The sequence below is a fragment of the Cupriavidus phytorum genome, from assembly GCF_003254285.1.
GTDB lineage: Bacteria > Pseudomonadota > Gammaproteobacteria > Burkholderiales > Burkholderiaceae > Cupriavidus > Cupriavidus phytorum.
This window is the reverse complement of sequence record NZ_QKZN01000002.1, coordinates 70,521-87,321: the sequence shown is the minus strand read 5'-3', so window position 1 is coordinate 87,321 and position 16,801 is coordinate 70,521. Positions and strand designations below refer to the sequence as shown.

19 protein-coding genes are annotated in these 16,801 nt (G+C 65.7%); 2 read left to right on the top strand and 17 right to left on the bottom strand.

Features of this window, described 5'->3' with window-relative positions:
• Position 1: 1 nt before the first annotated feature.
• The 17 genes from C7416_RS05670 to C7416_RS05590 all read right to left on the bottom strand — a co-directional run bounded on the left by C7416_RS05670 (position 2) and on the right by C7416_RS05590 (position 15,247).
• Positions 2-397: a DUF4845 domain-containing protein gene (locus tag C7416_RS05670; RefSeq protein WP_111517562.1), complete on the bottom strand. Its 396-nt coding sequence runs from the start codon at positions 395-397 to the stop codon at positions 2-4.
• A gap of 46 nt (positions 398-443) precedes the next feature.
• Entirely contained in the window at positions 444-1,343 is a 900-nt protein-coding gene (gene lepB / locus C7416_RS05665; RefSeq protein ID WP_111517561.1) for a signal peptidase I, read from the bottom strand.
• A gap of 99 nt (positions 1,344-1,442) precedes the next feature.
• Positions 1,443-3,236 (bottom strand): translation elongation factor 4, encoded by a 1,794-nt coding sequence (lepA, locus tag C7416_RS05660; RefSeq protein ID WP_062800860.1) that lies wholly within the window; start codon positions 3,234-3,236, stop codon positions 1,443-1,445.
• A gap of 196 nt (positions 3,237-3,432) precedes the next feature.
• Positions 3,433-3,738, bottom strand: coding sequence for a glutaredoxin family protein (locus C7416_RS05655; RefSeq protein ID WP_111517560.1), 306 nt, complete (start codon positions 3,736-3,738; stop codon positions 3,433-3,435).
• Between the two features lie 6 nt (positions 3,739-3,744).
• The gene (locus C7416_RS05650; protein WP_111517559.1) at positions 3,745-5,232 is read right to left on the bottom strand and encodes a DegQ family serine endoprotease; all 1,488 of its coding nucleotides are present in this window, start codon (positions 5,230-5,232) and stop codon (positions 3,745-3,747) included.
• A 129-nt stretch (positions 5,233-5,361) separates the two neighbouring features.
• On the bottom strand, positions 5,362-6,441 hold the full coding sequence (locus C7416_RS05645) for a MucB/RseB C-terminal domain-containing protein (RefSeq protein ID WP_111518072.1): 1,080 nt from the start codon (positions 6,439-6,441) through the stop codon (positions 5,362-5,364).
• 8 nt (positions 6,442-6,449) lie between these two features.
• Positions 6,450-7,079 carry a sigma-E factor negative regulatory protein gene (locus tag C7416_RS05640; RefSeq protein ID WP_111517558.1) on the bottom strand — a complete coding sequence of 210 codons (630 nt, stop codon included), beginning with the start codon at positions 7,077-7,079 and terminating at the stop codon, positions 6,450-6,452.
• A 131-nt stretch (positions 7,080-7,210) separates the two neighbouring features.
• A complete protein-coding gene (gene rpoE / locus C7416_RS05635; RefSeq protein ID WP_012353313.1) occupies positions 7,211-7,810 on the bottom strand; it encodes an RNA polymerase sigma factor RpoE in 600 nt (199 codons plus the stop codon).
• Between the two features lie 56 nt (positions 7,811-7,866).
• Positions 7,867-8,487, bottom strand: a complete 621-nt coding sequence (locus C7416_RS05630; RefSeq protein ID WP_240988177.1) for a hypothetical protein — start codon at positions 8,485-8,487, stop codon at positions 7,867-7,869.
• On the bottom strand, positions 8,468-9,700 hold the full coding sequence (gene fabF, locus C7416_RS05625; protein WP_012353315.1) for a beta-ketoacyl-ACP synthase II: 1,233 nt from the start codon (positions 9,698-9,700) through the stop codon (positions 8,468-8,470). The genes C7416_RS05630 and fabF overlap by 20 nt, the downstream gene beginning before the upstream one ends.
• Before the next feature lie 190 nt (positions 9,701-9,890).
• Positions 9,891-10,130: an acyl carrier protein gene (gene acpP, locus C7416_RS05620; protein WP_008644813.1), complete on the bottom strand. Its 240-nt coding sequence runs from the start codon at positions 10,128-10,130 to the stop codon at positions 9,891-9,893.
• 169 nt (positions 10,131-10,299) lie between these two features.
• The gene (gene fabG / locus C7416_RS05615) at positions 10,300-11,049 is read right to left on the bottom strand and encodes a 3-oxoacyl-ACP reductase FabG (protein ID WP_111517557.1); all 750 of its coding nucleotides are present in this window, start codon (positions 11,047-11,049) and stop codon (positions 10,300-10,302) included.
• Positions 11,050-11,065: 16 nt separating this feature from the next.
• Complete coding sequence (fabD, locus tag C7416_RS05610; RefSeq protein WP_111517556.1) at positions 11,066-11,995, bottom strand: ACP S-malonyltransferase; 930 nt, start codon at positions 11,993-11,995, stop codon at positions 11,066-11,068.
• A gap of 83 nt (positions 11,996-12,078) precedes the next feature.
• Positions 12,079-13,059: a beta-ketoacyl-ACP synthase III gene (locus C7416_RS05605; protein WP_012353318.1), complete on the bottom strand. Its 981-nt coding sequence runs from the start codon at positions 13,057-13,059 to the stop codon at positions 12,079-12,081.
• Between the two features lie 53 nt (positions 13,060-13,112).
• Complete coding sequence (plsX, locus tag C7416_RS05600) at positions 13,113-14,192, bottom strand: phosphate acyltransferase PlsX (RefSeq protein ID WP_062800881.1); 1,080 nt, start codon at positions 14,190-14,192, stop codon at positions 13,113-13,115.
• A gap of 165 nt (positions 14,193-14,357) precedes the next feature.
• Positions 14,358-14,537: a 50S ribosomal protein L32 gene (gene rpmF, locus C7416_RS05595; protein WP_010814675.1), complete on the bottom strand. Its 180-nt coding sequence runs from the start codon at positions 14,535-14,537 to the stop codon at positions 14,358-14,360.
• Between the two features lie 119 nt (positions 14,538-14,656).
• On the bottom strand, positions 14,657-15,247 hold the full coding sequence (locus tag C7416_RS05590; RefSeq protein WP_111517555.1) for a DUF177 domain-containing protein: 591 nt from the start codon (positions 15,245-15,247) through the stop codon (positions 14,657-14,659).
• A 194-nt stretch (positions 15,248-15,441) separates the two neighbouring features.
• Here C7416_RS05590 and C7416_RS05585 point away from each other — a divergent pair, with 194 nt between their 5' ends.
• Positions 15,442-16,041 carry a Maf-like protein gene (locus C7416_RS05585; RefSeq protein ID WP_111517554.1) on the top strand — a complete coding sequence of 200 codons (600 nt, stop codon included), beginning with the start codon at positions 15,442-15,444 and terminating at the stop codon, positions 16,039-16,041.
• A gap of 25 nt (positions 16,042-16,066) precedes the next feature.
• Positions 16,067-16,798: an SAM-dependent methyltransferase gene (locus C7416_RS05580; protein ID WP_111517553.1), complete on the top strand. Its 732-nt coding sequence runs from the start codon at positions 16,067-16,069 to the stop codon at positions 16,796-16,798.
• Positions 16,799-16,801 lie beyond the last annotated feature (3 nt).

The following is a 16,801-nucleotide window of genomic DNA, read 5'->3' as shown; positions in this document are numbered from 1 at the left end:
ATCAGTGCTGCGTTCCTGAATAGGTAATCAACAGGCTCAGGGGTCCGTAGACAGGCACCTCGGTGCGGTACGAGAAATCGACCGACTGGATGGTGCCGTTATCGTCTTCCCGGATCAGCAGGTCTTCGCCCTTGACCGCGGTAATGCGGTCGATGGCGGCCTGCTTCTCGAAGAATTCGACCACTTCACGTTTGTTGGCGGCGCGCTGCTTGGCATAGCCGGCGGCGCGCTTGACCGAAAAATATTCCACCAGGCTCGGGATCGCGCGCAGGGCCGGCAAGGCCACGCCGACCACGAACACCACGATCACCAGCAGCGTCCATACGGAAAACCCGCCGGCGGCGCCCCGGCGTCCTGCCGGATGGTTTGCTGTCCCCACCTTCCCAAATCGACCCATCGCGCCTGCCCTCGTTTTGTTGAGTGTTCTTGCGCCGCGGAGATGCTTACTTGAACGATCCCACGCGTCCGAAATTGCCCAGGTTCATCCAGATCACGAAGGCCTTGCCGACGATGTTCTGGTCCGGCACGAAGCCCCAGTAACGGGAATCGAGGCTGTTGTCGCGGTTGTCGCCCATGACGAAATAGTGACCTGCAGGTACCTTGCAAGTCACACCCTGTTGATTGTAGGTGCAGTTGTCCCGGTACGGAAAATCCGGATCCGCGCCGGCGATAAAGGCCGGGCGGTCGGCGTCGTTCAGGATGCCATGGTCGACGCCCCCCGGGAGCTTTTCGCGGAAATGACGCGAATAGGCCAGGCGCTCTTCGTCTAGGAAGTCCGGCAGCGCGGTGTATTCGGCCGGCTTGCCGTTGATGGTCAGGCGCTTGTTGGCGTACTGCACCACATCGCCCGGCACGCCGATCACGCGCTTGATGTAGTCGAGCGACGGGTCCTTCGGGTAGCGGAACACCATCACGTCGCCGCGCTGGGGCTCGCCCATGTCCATGATCTTCTTGTTCACCACCGGCAGGCGAATGCCGTACTCGTATTTGTTGACGAGGATGAAGTCGCCGATCAGCAGCGTCGGGATCATCGAGCCGGACGGGATCTTGAACGGCTCGACCACGAACGAACGCAGCACGAACACCGCCAGGATCACCGGGAAGAAGCTGGCCGAATATTCCAGCCACCACGGCTGGCGCAGCTTTTCCTCGGCCAGCCGCTTGCGCGTGGCGTCGGCATCGGCCGTGCCGAAGCTGCCTTGCAGGCGGCCCTGCTGCGAATCGAACTCGGCCAGCGCGAGCCGCGCCGAAGAGCGGCGCTGCCGCTCGAACACGAGCTTGTCGGCCACCCACGCCACGCCCGTGATCACCACCAGCACAAAAAGGATCAGTGCAAAATTCATGACGGCTTCTGGTTCTTGGAAATCCTGGTACAGCCTGTTCTGTCACCACGCCGGCAAGGCTGCCGGGCATGGCCCTGCCCCTGCCCCTGCGCGCGGCAATTATTTGTCGTCGACTTGCAGGATGGCCAGGAAGGCCTCCTGCGGAATCTCGACGGTACCGACCTGCTTCATCCGCTTCTTGCCCGCCTTCTGCTTTTCCAGCAGCTTCTTCTTGCGCGAGATATCACCGCCGTAGCACTTGGCCAGCACGTTCTTGCGCAGCGCCTTGACGTTTTCGCGCGCGATGATATTGGAGCCGATGGCGGCCTGGATCGCCACGTCGTACATCTGGCGCGGAATGATCTCGCGCATCTTGGCGGCGACTTCGCGCCCGCGGTATTGCGAATTGGAGCGGTGCACGATCACCGACAGCGCATCGACCTTGTCGCTGTTGATCAGGATATCGACCTTGACCACGTCGGACGGGCGATATTCCTTGAACTCGTAGTCCATCGACGCATAGCCGCGCGACACCGACTTCAGGCGGTCGAAGAAATCGAGCACGATTTCCGCCATCGGAATTTCGTAGGTCAGCTGCACCTGCTTGCCGTGGTAGCTCATGTTGATCTGCGTGCCGCGCTTCTGCGTGCACAGCGTGATCACCGAGCCGACATACTCCTGCGGCATGTACAGGTTGACGGTGACGATCGGCTCCAGGATGGCGTCGATCTTGCTCGGGTCCGGCATCTTGGCCGGGTTTTCCACGGTCACGGTGGAGCCGTCGCGCATCTGCACCTGGTAGACCACCGTCGGCGCGGTGGTGATCAGGTCCATGTCGAACTCGCGCTCCAGGCGCTCCTGCACGATTTCCATGTGCAGCAGGCCCAGGAAGCCGCAGCGGAAGCCGAAACCCAGCGCCTGCGAGACTTCAGGCTCGAACATCAGCGAGGCATCGTTGAGCCGCAGCTTTTCCAGCGACTCGCGCAGCGCCTCGTACTGGTTGGCTTCGACCGGATACAGGCCGGCGAACACCTGCGGCTTGACTTCCTTGAAGCCCGGCAGCGGCGCTTCGGCCTTGCGCTGCACGGTGGTGATGGTATCGCCCACCTTGGCGGCCTTCAGTTCCTTGATGCCGGCAATGACGAATCCCACCTGGCCGGCGGTCAGCGCGTCGCGCTGGATCGACTTGGGCGTGAACACGCCGACCTGCTCGACCAGGTGCTGCGCGCCGGTGGCCATCAGCAGCACCTTGTCCTTGGTTCGCAGCGTGCCGTTGACCACGCGCACCAGCATCACCACGCCGACGTAGTTGTCGAACCACGAGTCGATGATCAGCGCCTGCAGCGGCGCGTCGGCGTCGCCCTTGGGCGGCGGCACCTTGGCGATCAGCGCCTCGATCACGTCCTGCACGCCCTGGCCGGTCTTGGCCGAGCACGGCGTGGCATCCTGCGCGTCGATGCCGATGACGTCCTCGATCTCCTGGATCGCGCTGTCCGGGTCGGCCTGCGGCAGGTCGATCTTGTTCAGCACCGGCACCACTTCCACGCCCAGCTCGATCGCGGTGTAGCAGTTGGCCACGGTCTGCGCCTCGACACCCTGCGAGGCGTCGACCACCAGCAGCGCGCCTTCGCAGGCGGACAGCGAGCGGCTGACTTCATAGCTGAAGTCGACGTGTCCCGGGGTGTCGATCAGGTTCAGGTTGTAGACCTGGCCGTCGCGCGCCTTGTAGCTCAGCGCGGCGGTCTGCGCCTTGATGGTGATGCCGCGCTCTTTTTCGATATCCATCGAATCGAGAACCTGCGCTTCCATCTCCCGATCCGACAGCCCTCCACAAAGCTGAATGATCCGGTCGGCCAGGGTGGACTTCCCATGGTCGATGTGGGCAATGATCGAGAAATTACGGATATGGTCCATCTAGTGTTCAGGGAAGCGCCGGCTGACAGCCCGGGCGGCAACAAGCAGTGAAGCGGCCCGGCGCCGCGCACCGCAAGGCGGGCGCGGGCGTACCGCGGGTTCGGGGGTGCAATTTTTGCGCCAATCCGCAATTTTACCGGATTTTCAATGACTTCCGGGTCGTCATATGGTGGCGTGGCGCAGATGCCGGCGGCGTTCAGCGGCCGGTGCGCGCGGCGCCATGTGCGGCAAGCCATACCCTTGTCGCCGCTTCATCCAGGAAATAGTGGCAAAGGGGCGCGGCATGCGCCGACGAGTCTGCGCGCAAGTCCGCCGGCGTACCGGGCATCAGCACCGGTACCAGTTCGCCAAAGCGCGCCTCCAGCGCGGCATCGGCGTCGACATCGACCTCATGCAGGATGAAAGAAAAATCGCGCCGGAGCGGCTCCAGCGCGACTTTCATGTCTTCGCAAAGATGGCAGTACGCCCGGCCGTACAGCGTCAGCGCGGGCGTGGCAGCCATGGCGGATCAACGCGCCGAGGCGGCGCCCGGTCGCAGCGTCAGCACCTGGGTGGCGTCGCCGCGCCGTACGAACACCGCGGCGATCCGGCTCTTGTCCAGCCCGCGCACCAGCTCGTTGAACTGGCGCGCGTTGGTCACGTCGGTGTCGCCCAGGCGCAGGATGATGTCGCCCGGACGGATGCCGGCACGCAACGCCGGGCCGTCGGCCACTTCGACTTCGACGCCGGACTTGAGCTTGAGCTCCTTCAGGCGCGCCTCGGACAGGTCGCTGACCACCAGGCCCAGCGCGTTGGGCTTGCCGGCCTGCGGCGCGCTGTCGTCCTTCGGCGTCGCCCCGCTGCGGGCGCGGGCCTTGCCATCGGGCTCCAGTTCGGTGACGGTGATACTGACCTCGCGGGTCGCGCCCTTGCGCCACAGCTGCAGCGGCACGCGCGTGCCAGGCTTGGTCTCGCCGACCATGCGCGGCAGGTCCGAGGCCCGCTCGATGTCGCGGCCGTTGAACTTCAGGATGATGTCGCCCGCCTCGATGCCGGCCTTTTCGGCAGGACCGCCCGGCTCGACGCTGCCGACCAGCGCACCGCGCGCACGGCCCAGGCCCAGCGAATCGGCGACTTCCTTGGTGACGTCGCCGATCGCCACCGCAATGCGGCCGCGCGTCACGCGGCCGGAGGACTTGAGCTGTTCCGACACGCGCATGGCCTCGTCGATCGGAATCGCGAACGAGATTCCCATGTAGCCGCCGCTGCGGCTGTAGATCTGCGAGTTGATGCCGATCACTTCGCCGCGCAGGTTGATCAGCGGCCCGCCGGAGTTGCCGGGATTGACCGCCACGTCGGTCTGGATGAACGGCAGGTAGTCGCCGGTGTCACGGCCCTTGGCCGAGACGATGCCGGCGGTCACGCTGTTGTCCAGGCCGAACGGCGAGCCGATCGCCAGCACCCACTCGCCGGCGCGGACCTTGTTGGAATCGCCCAGCGGCAGGCGCGGCAGCCCGCTGGCCTCGACCTTGAGCAACGCCACGTCGGTGCGCTTGTCCGAGCCGATCAGCTTGGCCTTGAATTCGCGCTTGTCCGGCAGCGTCACGTAGATGGTTTCGGCGTCGGCCACCACGTGCGCGTTGGTCATCACATAGCCGTCCTGGCTGATGATGAAGCCCGAGCCCACGCCGCGGCTCTGCTCTTCCTGCTGCGGCGGCTGGCCGCGACGCGGCGGGGTGCCGGGTGCCGGGGCGCCGGGCATCGGCACGCCGAAGAAGCGGCGGAAGAACTCCGCCATCTCGTCGTCGCCGCCCGGCACGCCGCGCTGGCGCACCAGTTCGGTGGTGCGGATATTGACCACGGCCGGGCTGGCCTTCTCCACCAGGTCGGTGAAGTCGGGCAGGTTGTAACTGGAGGCAGCGGCCTGGGCGTGGCTGACTTCGGCAACGGTCGGGCCGAGCAGCATCATGGCAGCCATGACCACGGCCCGCGCCAGGGCTGGAGATCTGAACATCATCGACAACTCCCGGGATTCAGCGAAAAGAAGAAAAACCGACTGGATGTGATCCCGTGGCGGGGACCCCTGCGCAGGTTTCATGGAGCCGGCCCCGGACGGAATCCGGGCGCCGGCCGCACCGGCTCACGCTCAGTGTACCGTCTTGGGCGGACGGTACTCTACGGCCGTCGCAAACTGGCGCACGGTGCTCGCCGGCACCTCGCCCACCACGGTGATCCAGAAATCGGCAACCCGGCGCACCACGACCTGGGTCGCGCCGAGCGCGGCCACGCCTTCGCGGCGCGCACGTTGCTCGGAAACCGGCTCAATGAAGACCGACAGGCCGGTCAGCCCGTCACTGTAGACGACCTGCAGCACTTCGAACACCTGCCCGCGGGCATTGCCCGGGTTGGGCGCGCGCAGTTCGCCGAGCGGGCGGCGCACCTCGCGGATCTTCTGGAAGCCCTTGAGCGGCACCCCGATCGACCAACCCTCGTCGGCGATATTGGTGGGCTGGTAGGTCACCTCATAGTGGTTCCAGTTGCTGGAATTCTTGATCGCGCCAAGGATGCGCTGCTTCTCGGACGGCACGCCGATCTGCACCTGCGAGAACGCCACCTGCTCCAGCACCTTGCCGCCGTCGCCGATGGTTTGCGCGCGCATCAGCAGGCCGGAGTTCTTTTCCGCCCACAGGCGCACCGCGTAACGCGCGGCATCGTGCGGTTCCAGCGCAAAGACCTCGCACTCCATGCCCGCCACGCGTTCGGCGGGCATCTTGCGCATGTCGTACAGGTCCAGCACGTCATTCTTGTTGTTGGCGAGCAGCGCCGGGAAGCGGTCCTTCGCTTCCTGCTTCTCAACCACCACCAGCTTGGCTTCGGGGATCAGGCTGTGCACCACGTCGTTCTGCCGCAGCACTTCGCGCGGCTTGCCGTCGAGGGTTTCCAGCCGCTCGTATTCGTTGTGGACGAGGTCGCTGTAATGCTGGATACGCGAGGCGTGCATGACGCTGCCGCGCTGATAGATCAGGGTGCCGACATAGTTCTCGCGCTGTGCGGCTTTGTGGATCTTGTTGAGCCAGGCAGTGGCGTCGCGTCGGTTCAGCGTATTGTCCACAGGCTGCGCGGTAGCCGCTGCAGCGCTCAGACACAAGGCCAGAAAAAAGGACCTACGCAGGGCCCTAATTCTCTGCGCGCCCGCTACATAGGCGGACGAACCTCCTTTATGCATGTCCGGCATTATTCCTGCGTATTTTCCTGAGTGAAGTTTGCACCGTTGGCAACCGTGCGCATGGACGGCACGAAAGCATCCGTTGCCACTGAAGTGCGATGCGCACGCAGGTATTCGTCCAGGCGCGGGTCGCGGATCATCTGCGGCGCGTCCGCGGCAACCGTGACGATGCCGGCGGCCTGGCCGGCGGCCGGCTGCTCGGCACGGGCCACCACGGCGTCGGGCGTTCCGACCGTGACCGGACCGCGCAACTGCGGCACCACCACCCAGCTGACCGCGGCCACGGCGGCGGCGATCGCGGTGCCCGGCATCACGCGGCGCACCCACGATGGCCTGACCAGCAGGCGATGGCGGGCGCTGGCCTGCGCCACCGCCGGCACCAGCACGTGCGGCTCGGCTTCCAGGCGCGCGGAGAAACGCGAGAGGAAATCGGAGGTGGAGCCGGCCTGCGTCAGGTCTTCGGACCGCAGCGCGTCGCCGATCAACTGGTATGTGGTCCAGTCGGAAATACCGGCCTCGCTCTTCGCGAGATCCAGCACGGCATCGACTTCGTGCGGCGCCAGTTCGCCATCCATCAATACGGAGATCTGCTCCGCTGCTTCCACTACATGAACCGACTGCTTATGAGCCTGACCCATTTCCCACCCCAAGACATTCCATTGAACACCGATAATCCCGTTACTGCTGTCGCTTATCGATGCAGGAATAGGCTGCAACGCTGGCCGCACGACATTCTTCTCTACCACCTGGACCGCCACTTACCACTGATTTACCACCGCTTTCCCTCTGCCGTTCCCAGCAGCGGGCGCAAGCGTTCGGCAATCGCCTCGCGCGCGCGGAAGATCCGCGAGCGCACCGTGCCGATCGGGCATCCCATCGCTTCGGCGATTTCCTCGTAGCTGAGGCCCTCGATCTCGCGCAGCGTGATGGCGGTCCGCAATTCTTCCGGAAGTGCTTCCATTGCGCGGTTCACCGTCTCGGCGACTTGCCGCGTGTGGAGCATCGACTCCGGCGTATTGATATCCCTTAGTTGTTCACCGTCCGCAAAAGTTTCAGCCTCTTCCGCATCGATATCGCTGGACGCTTCCGGGCGGCGGCCCTGGGTGGCCAGGTAGTTCTTGGCGGTGTTGACGGCGATCCGGTACAGCCACGTGTAGAAGGCCGACTCCCCGCGGAACTGGGGCAAGGCGCGGTATGCCTTGATGAAGGCATCCTGCGCCACATCCTCGACTTCAGCGGGATCCCTGACCAGGCGCGAAATCAGGCGAATGATCTTCCGATGGTATTTGGTCACCAGAAGTTCAAAGGCCCGCTTGTCGCCCTGCTGGACGCGTTCAACTAGGAGCTGATCGGCTTCGCGTTCGCTCACGTATGGCTCACCTGCAGTGTATCTCTTGGTTTGGTCGTCACGACAAACGTTGTATTTTACCTACGATTCTCAGCCCGCCCGGTGAAGCAACGCGCATCCTGTGACCGCAAGCTAACAAAATCGTTCCCTGCCCGGACATCAGGTTGCACCCGCAGTGCAACTCGCGCGGACCGTCGCAGCCAGCGCGCCAGTTCGGGGCCGGCTGCCTGCCAGGGAAGAAGAATGACGCCGGGCATGGCCGGGCCGCCGGGGGCAAGGCACACCACCGTGGCGCCTCCGATCTGCCAGCACTGCCGCACGACGGCCTCGCGCCGCGCACCGGCCGGTGCTTCCAGCCAGAGTCGCAGGGGTCCTTCGGCGTCGGCGTCCTGCACGGCCGTACAGGTCCAGCGTAGGCCGCGCCACCATGCCGGCCACGCGCGCAGTGTCGCCACGGCGGCCAGCGCGAGGCCCATGCCCGCGGCGAGGTGCCACCACAGGAATCCGGCCTGGCTGCCGGCGATGCCGTCGGCCAGCGTCCGCGCCAGCAGCACGAGCGCCAGCAATTCGCCGGCACAAAACACGAACAGGGCCCACCCCAGCGGGTGGACCCTGCCATGGCGCAGCCCCTTATGGAATCCCTTGAGGGACCCCTTAAGGGCCCGCCTCAACCACGAATCAGGCGCGGCGGAAAACAAGCGTGCCGTTGGTGCCGCCGAAACCGAAGTTGTTCTTCACCGCCACGTCGATCTTCATCTCGCGCGCCGTGTTCGCCACGTAGTCCAGGTCGCACTCGGGATCCTGGTTGTCGAGGTTGATCGTCGGGGGCGAGACCTGGTGGTGCAGCGCCAGCACGGTGAAGACCGATTCCAGGCCACCGGCGCCGCCCAGCAGGTGGCCGGTCATCGACTTGGTCGAGTTCACCACCATCTTGTAGGCCTGGTCGCCGAACGCGGCCTTGATCGCGTCGGACTCGTTCTTGTCGCCCAGCGGCGTGGAGGTGCCGTGCGCGTTCAGGTAGTGCACCTGGTCGGTGTTGATGCCGGCATCCTTGAGCGCATTGACCATGCAACGGCGCGGGCCGTCCATGTTCGGTGCGGTCATGTGGTAGGCGTCGCCGCTCATGCCGAAGCCGATCAGCTCGGCATAGATACGGGCGCCGCGCGCCTTGGCCGACTCGTACTCTTCCAGCATCATCACGCCCGCGCCCTCGCCCAGCACGAAGCCGTCGCGGTCCTTGTCCCACGGACGCGAGGCCGCTGCCGGATCATCGTTGCGGGTCGACAGCGCGCGAGCCGCCGCGAAGCCACCGATGCCCAGCGGCGACACGGTCGATTCAGCGCCGCCCGCCAGCATGGCGTCGGCATCGCCGGCCTGGATCAGGCGGGCCGCCAGGCCGATGCTGTGCAGCCCGGTGGTGCATGCCGTCACGGCGGCCAGGTTCGGGCCCTTGATGCCGTGGATGATCGACAGGTGGCCGGCGATCATGTTGATGATCGAGCCGGGCACGAAGAACGGCGAAATCCGGCGCGGACCCCGCTCGCTCAGCACGGCATGGGTATCCTCGATCATCGGCAGGCCGCCGATGCCCGAGCCGACCAGCACGCCGATGCGCTCGGCATTGGCTTCGGTCACTTCCAGGCCGCTGTCCTTGAGCGCCTGGGTCCCGGCCGCGATGCCGTAATGGATAAACGTATCCATGTTGCGGGCTTCCTTGGCCGGGATGTAGTCCTCGGCATTGAAACCCTTCACCTCGCCGGCGAAATGCACGGACAGCGCGGAGTGATCGAATTTGGTGATGGTGGCGATGCCGGACTTGCCGGCTACCAGGTTGGCCCAGCCTTCGGCAACCGTGTTTCCGACCGGAGACACAAGGCCAAGCCCAGTGACGACGACGCGACGACGGCTCACTATGTTTTCCTACGGGTGCGTGAAACGGGAACGGAACGCGGAGTCGCCCGCCGCCGGCCCAGCTGGCCGTGCGGCGAAGCTCATTCCATTCTGCTTCTTCGAACAGACGAAAGCCACAGAAAACAGCAAGGCGCGGCCGCAACGGCCCGCCCACCTGCCTTCTGTGGCTCGGAATGCAGAGACGACGGGCTTAGGCCTTGACGTGCGCGGTGGCGTAGTCGATAGCCTGTTGCACGGTCGTGATCTTTTCGGCTTCCTCATCGGGAATTTCCATGCCGAATTCATCTTCCAACGCCATCACGAGTTCAACCGTGTCCAGCGAGTCCGCACCGAGATCGTTCACGAACGAGGATTCGTTCTTGATGTCTGCCTCGGCCACGCCAAGCTGTTCTGCCACGATTTTCTTGACGCGTTGTTCGATATTGTCCATGTAACCCTCCAGGGAAGTTCGACAAAAAGTGGGCGCATTTTAGCAGGTTTGGGACAACAGAAATGCTGCCTGCCAAGCTTTGCAAGAATCGCGCCCGATTGGTTCGGAAAACTACGACTTCCGGCAGCTTCTTCCGGCTTCTTGGCCGAAAAACCGCGCCGGAAAACCATTAATTCATGTACATCCCGCCGTTCACATGCAGGGTGGTGCCGGTGATGTAGGCGGCTTGCGGACCGGCCAGGAAGGCGACCGCATTGGCGATATCCTCGGGCTGCCCGAGGCGGCCCAGCGGGATCTGCGTCTTGAGCGAAGCATGCTGCTCTTCGGACAGCGCCTTGGTCATGTCGGTGTCGATAAAGCCCGGCGCGACGCAGTTGACGGTCACGTTGCGGCTGCCGATCTCGGCGGCCAGCGAGCGGGTCATGCCGGCCACGCCGGCCTTGGCCGCGGAGTAGTTCATCTGGCCGGGATTGCCGACCGAGCCCACCACCGAGGTGATGTTGATGATGCGGCCCTGGCGCGCCTTCATCATCGGGCGCAGCACCGCGCGCGACAGGCGGAACACCGAAGTCAGGTTGGTCTGGATCACGGCCAGCCAGTCCTCGTCCTTCATCCGCATCGCCAGCTGGTCCTGCGTGATGCCGGCGTTATTGACCAGCACGCCGATGCCGCCATGGCTCTTGACGATTTCGTCGATGAGCGCGTCGCAGGCCGCGGCGTCGTTGACGTTGAGCACGGCGCCCTGGCCCTTCAGGCCTTCGGCGCCGAGGTAGTCGGTAATGCCGGCCGCACCGGCTTCGCTGGTCGCGGTGCCAATCACGGTGGCGCCCTGCCGGGCCAGTTCCAGCGCGATGGCGCGGCCGATGCCGCGCGAGGCGCCGGTGACCAGCGCGACCTGGTTGTCGAGTAGTTTGGTCATGCGGTTGTCCTGTTGCTTACTTGAGCAGTGCCAGCGTGTCCTGCAGCGAGGCCGGATCGAAGATCGCGCCGCCGCTCAGGTTGCCGTCGATGCGCTTGGTCATGCCGGCCAGCACCTTGCCCGGACCGCATTCGATCACGTGGGTGATGCCTTCGGCGGCCATCTTCTGCACGCACTCGACCCAGCGCACCGGCGCGGCGGCCTGGCGCACCAGCGCATCCTTGATCGCCTCCGGATCGTTGACGATGGCGACGTCGACGTTGTTCACCAGCGGGATCGACGGCGCCGCAAAACCCAGGCCGGCCATGCGCTCGCGCAGGCGATCGGAAGCGGGCTTGAGCAGCGACGAGTGGAACGGCGCCGACACCGGCAGCGGCAGCGCGCGCTTGGCGCCCTTGGCCTTGGCGATTTCACAGGCCTTCTCGACCGCGCCCTTGTGGCCGGCGATCACCACCTGCGACGGCGCGTTGAAGTTGACGGCCTCGACCACGCCCGCGGCCGACGCTTCGGCGCACGCGGCGCGCACGTCGTCATCCGACAGGCCGAGGATCGCGGCCATGCCGCCTTCGCCCACCGGCACGGCTTCCTGCATCGCCTGCGCGCGGAAACGCACCAGCGGCACGGCGTCGGCAAACGGGATCACGCCGGCGGCCACCAGCGCCGAGTACTCGCCCAGGCTGTGGCCGGCGACCAGCGCCGGCGCCGGACCACCGGCATCGAGCCAGGCACGGTAGATCGCGACCGCGGCGGTCAGCATCACCGGCTGCGTATTGGTGGTCAGGTTCAGTTCTTCGGCAGGGCCTTCGGCGATCAGGCGGCCGAGATCCTGGCCGAGCGCGGCCGAGGCTTCTTCCACGGTGGCACGCACCACGGCGTTGTCGGCGAAGGCATTGAGCATGCCGACCGACTGCGAACCCTGGCCGGGAAATACGAAAGCGAATTTCATCGGATGGAAACCCTAACAAGAAATCGGGGGCCGGCGCCGCGGCAGATCGTGCCTGCGCGGCACGCCCGGGCACCGGCCGCGTATTACATGCGCAGCAGCACCGCGCCCCAGGTGAAGCCGCCGCCCACGCCTTCCATTAGCACGGTGTGGCCCGGGCGGATGCGGCCGTCGCGCACGGCGACGTCCAGCGCCAGCGGGATCGAGGCGGCCGAGGTGTTGCCGTGCTCGTGCACGGTCGCGACCATGCGCTCGGCCGGCAGGCCCAGTTTCTTGGCCGTGCCCTGCATGATGCGGATATTGGCCTGGTGCGGAATCAGCCAGTCGACCTGGTCGGGCGACACGCTGGCGGCTTCCATGGCTTCGCGCGCCACCTTGTCGAGCACGTTCACGGCGAGCTTGAACACCGCCTGGCCGTCCATGTGCAGGAACGGGTTGCCGGTGATGTTGCCGCCGGCGACGTTGCCCGGCACGCACAGGATGTCGACATGGCTGCCGTCCGAATGCATGGCGCTGGACAGGATGCCCGGCTCGTCGGACGCCGACAGCACCACCGCGCCGGCGCCGTCGCCGAACAGCACGCAGGTGGTGCGGTCGTTGAAGTCGAGGATGCGCGAGAACACTTCGGTGCCGATCACCAGCACATTGCGGTGCGAGCCGCTGCGGATGAACTTGTCGGCGGTGGCCAGTGCGTACACAAAGCCGGAACACACCGCCTGCAGGTCGAAGGCCGGGCAGTGATTGGTGATGCCCAGCTTTTCCTGCACGATGCAGGCGGTGCTGGGGAACACGAAGTCCGGCGTCGAGGTGGCGACGATGATCAGGTCGATGTCCTGCCGGTCGATGCCGGCGGCCTCGATGGCCTGCTCGGCGGCCTTGACCGCCAGCGTGCTGCTGGTCACATCGGGCTCGGCCCAGTGGCGCGCCGAGATGCCGCTGCGCGAGACGATCCACTCGTCGCTGGTCTCGATGCCTTTCTCGGCAAGCTGCGCGGCCAGCTCATGGTTGGTCACGCGCCGCGGAGGCAGGTAGCTCCCGGTACCGATGATTTTTGCGTACTTGGTCATGTATTGTCGGATCGTATGGCCCGCCGGCACGCTCGACCGGCGCGCGGTGGCGCTCAGGCGACGTGGGGGCTGGGATGCGCGCCAGGCGCCTCTGTCTCCGGGGCGGGCTGGGCACCGCCTGCGGCGCTGGATTTATCGGCAAAGGCCCGGGTGATGCGGGCAATCACGCCATTCTTGGCGGCATCATACCCGCGTTTGATGGCCCACTCAAAAGAATGGGCATCGGCCGAGCCGTGGCTCTTGATCACCAGCCCGCGCAGGCCCAGCAGCGACGCGCCGTTGTAGCGCGCCGGGTCGAGCCGCTTGGCCAGGCGCGACAGCACCGGCATGGCGACCGCAGCCAGCAGCTTGGTGAACCACGAGCGGGTGAATTCTTCCTTGATCATGCTGCCGATCATCTTGGCCAGGCCCTCGGTGCTCTTGAGCGCCACATTGCCGACGAAGCCGTCGCAGACCACGATGTCGGTGGTGCCCTTGAAGATGTCGTTGCCTTCCACGTTGCCGTAGAAATTCAGCTCCGAGGCGCGCAGCAGTTCGCCGGCGCGCTTGACCACCTCGTTGCCCTTGATGACCTCCTCGCCGATGTTCAGCAGGCCCACCGTGGGGTGTTCCTTGTGATCGACGACGGCCACCATGGCCTCGGCCATGCGCGCGAACTGCAGCAGGTGCTCGGGCTCGCAGTCGGCGTTGGCGCCGAGGTCCAGCACCGTGGTGCCCCAGCCCTGCTCGTTGGGAATGGTGGTGGCGATGGCCGGCCGCTCGATGCCTTCGAGCGTCTTAAGCACGTAGCGCGATACCGCCATCAGCGCCCCGGTGTTGCCGGCGGAGATGCAGGCCCCGGCCAGCCCTTCCTTGACCTGGGTGACGGCAACGCGCATCGAGGAGTCGCGCTTCTTGCGCAGTGCCACCTCGACCGGGTCATCCATGGTGATGACCTCGGTGGCCTCGACGATGCTGACGCGCGGATGGTCCAGCGCGTGCAGCTTCTTCAGCTGCGCCCGGATGGCGTCGGGCAAGCCGACCAGCACCATCTCGGCATCGTCGTGGCGGGAAAGAAAACTGATCGCCGCGGGCACCGTCACGGAAACTCCGTGATCGCCGCCCATGCAGTCGATAGCGATTTTGATCGTCATTGTTCCTGGTACGGATAGCGCGGCGGCGCACGCCACGCCCGGCGGGAATCCCGAGCGCCCAACAAAAAAGCGGCAACGATCTTGCCGCTTTTTTGTGTCTGACCGATTATTGTCCGACCCACAGGCATGCGCGAGCGAGACGCAACGTCACGCCTAGCGAAGCTATCAGTCGTTCTTGGTCTTGATGACCTTGCGACCACGGTAGTAGCCGTTCGGGCTCACATGGTGGCGCAGGTGGGTTTCGCCGGTGGTCGGCTCGACTGCCAGCGGCGCGGCCGACAGGTGGTCGTGCGAACGGTGCATGCCGCGCTTGGACGGCGACTTCTTGTTCTGTTGAACAGCCATGATGACTCCTTCGAGAATTTTTCAATATTAACACACGCATCCCGCCCAAGGCGTAGCCGGGGCCCGGCCGGATGCTTCAGATTCACCTGCAAGACCCTGCAGGCCGCGCGCTGGCGGCTTCAGTGCCGGGTCTTCAGGCCGGCCAGCGCCGCGAAGGGCGAAGGCCGCTTTTCTTCCTCAGGCTCAGCTTCAGGCTGGGCCTCGCCGTCCGATCCGGTCACGAGGCTTTCGTGCACCGTCGGGCAAACGTCATGCTTGGGTGCCACCGGCAACGCCAGCAGCACTTCATCCTCAATCAGTTCCAGCAGCGAGAACCGCTTCGAGCCGGCGATCACGTCGACTTCGTCGTCGTCCATCGGCGCGGCGTCGGCCGCTTCTTCGCTTTCCACCACCTCGAAACGCGTCGCCGTATCGATCGGCTGGGCATAGGGCGCCAGGCAGCGCTGGCAATCCAGCCACATCCGGCCCTGCACCGTCACGTCGAGAAACAGCCGCTGCGCCACCGGGGCGCCGGGCTCGGCCGCCTCTTCGCGCACGAAGCCGGTGGCCGTATAGGCGAAGGTCTCATCGGGTGCCGAGGCTGGCGCTTGCGCGGCGGTCTCGGCTAAGATGCGCGGCAAATCCCGCACCGCCACGTCGCCGGCCAGGCTTTCACCCTTTCGGCACATGGCGAAGAGATCAAGCGCGCGCAGGTCGATCGGCTGGGTCATGTGCGTGGCTCCTGTCGCAAATCAATGACGGGTTCGCCACATTCCCTACCTGACGGATTGCGGGCCGCGCACATTGGCGGCACTGCGCCCGGGTGCGGATGCGGCTAAACGCGCGATTATACGGTGTAAACCTTCCCGAGGTCAAAGGCCTTGCTCCGGAAGCCACACGGCTTCCTGCCCTGATTCTATTACTTATGTCTCAAGACCCACGCCCCCGGCTGATCCTCGGCTCCGGCTCTCCGTACCGCCGCGAACTGCTGGAGCGGCTTCGCATTCCCTTCGAAGTCGCGGTGCCGGACATCGACGAAACGCCTCATGCCGGCGAAGCGCCCGAGGCCACGGCGCTGCGGCTGTCGCAGCGCAAGGCCGAGGCCATCGCGGCGCGCCACCCCGGCGCGCTGGTGATCGGCTCGGACCAGGTGCTGATGCTGGATGGCGCCCAGATGGGCAAGCCGGGCACGCACGCCAACGCCGTGGCGCAGCTGCGCCGCATGCGCGGGCGCACCGCCACCTTTCACTCGGCGCTGTGCCTGCTGGATTCCCGCACGGGAACCGCGCAACTGGCCGACGTGCAAACCCGCGTGACGATGCGCGATCTCAGCGACGCCGAAATCGAGACCTACCTGCAGCTTGAGCGTCCCTACGACGTGGCCGGCAGCGCCAAGTCCGAGGGACTCGGCATCACGCTGCTGGCGCGGGTCGAGTCCGACGATCCCACCGCGCTGGTCGGCCTGCCGCTGATCGCGCTGACCAGCATGCTGCGCCAGGCCGGCTACCCTCTCCTTTCCGCATGATCCGCATCCACCGCACCTACCCACGATGAGCGGCACCCTCTACCTGATTCCCAATACCCTCGGCAAGCGCGACGAAGCCGACCCGCTGGCCGATGTGATCCCGGCGGGCGTACAGCAGATCGCCGCCGGGCTGGACTACCTCGTCGCCGAGAACGCCAAGACCGCGCGCGCCTTCCTGAAGAAACTGGGCGAAACCTCGCCGCTGGCGCGCCCGATCCAGCAGATCGAGATCCAGGAACTGAACGTCAATACGCGTGCCGACGCCCTGGCAGCACTGCTGGCGCCGCTGCAGGCCGGTCGCGACGGCGGCCTGCTGTCGGAAGCCGGCGTGCCCGCAGTGGCCGACCCGGGTGCCGACCTGGTGCGGCTGGCGCATGCGCGCGGCATCCGCGTGCGGCCGCTGGTGGGGCCCAGTTCGATCCTGCTGGCGGTAATGGGCTCGGGCCTGAACGGCCAGAGCTTTGCCTTCAACGGCTACCTGCCGGTCGATGCCAACGAGCGCGCGCAGCGGCTGCGCGAACTGGAACAGCGCTCGCGCAAGGCCAGCCAGACCCAGGTCTTCATCGAAACGCCGTACCGCAACGGCGCGCTGCTGGAGGCCATGCGCCAGCATTGCGCCGGCACCACGCTGCTGTCAGTGGCGGTGGACCTGACCCTCGCCGGCGAGACCATCGTCACGCTGCCGCTGTCGGACTGGCGCCCCGAGCGGATCGCGCTGCACAAGCGCCCGGCGATCTTCTCGCTGCTCGCCCTCTAGGAC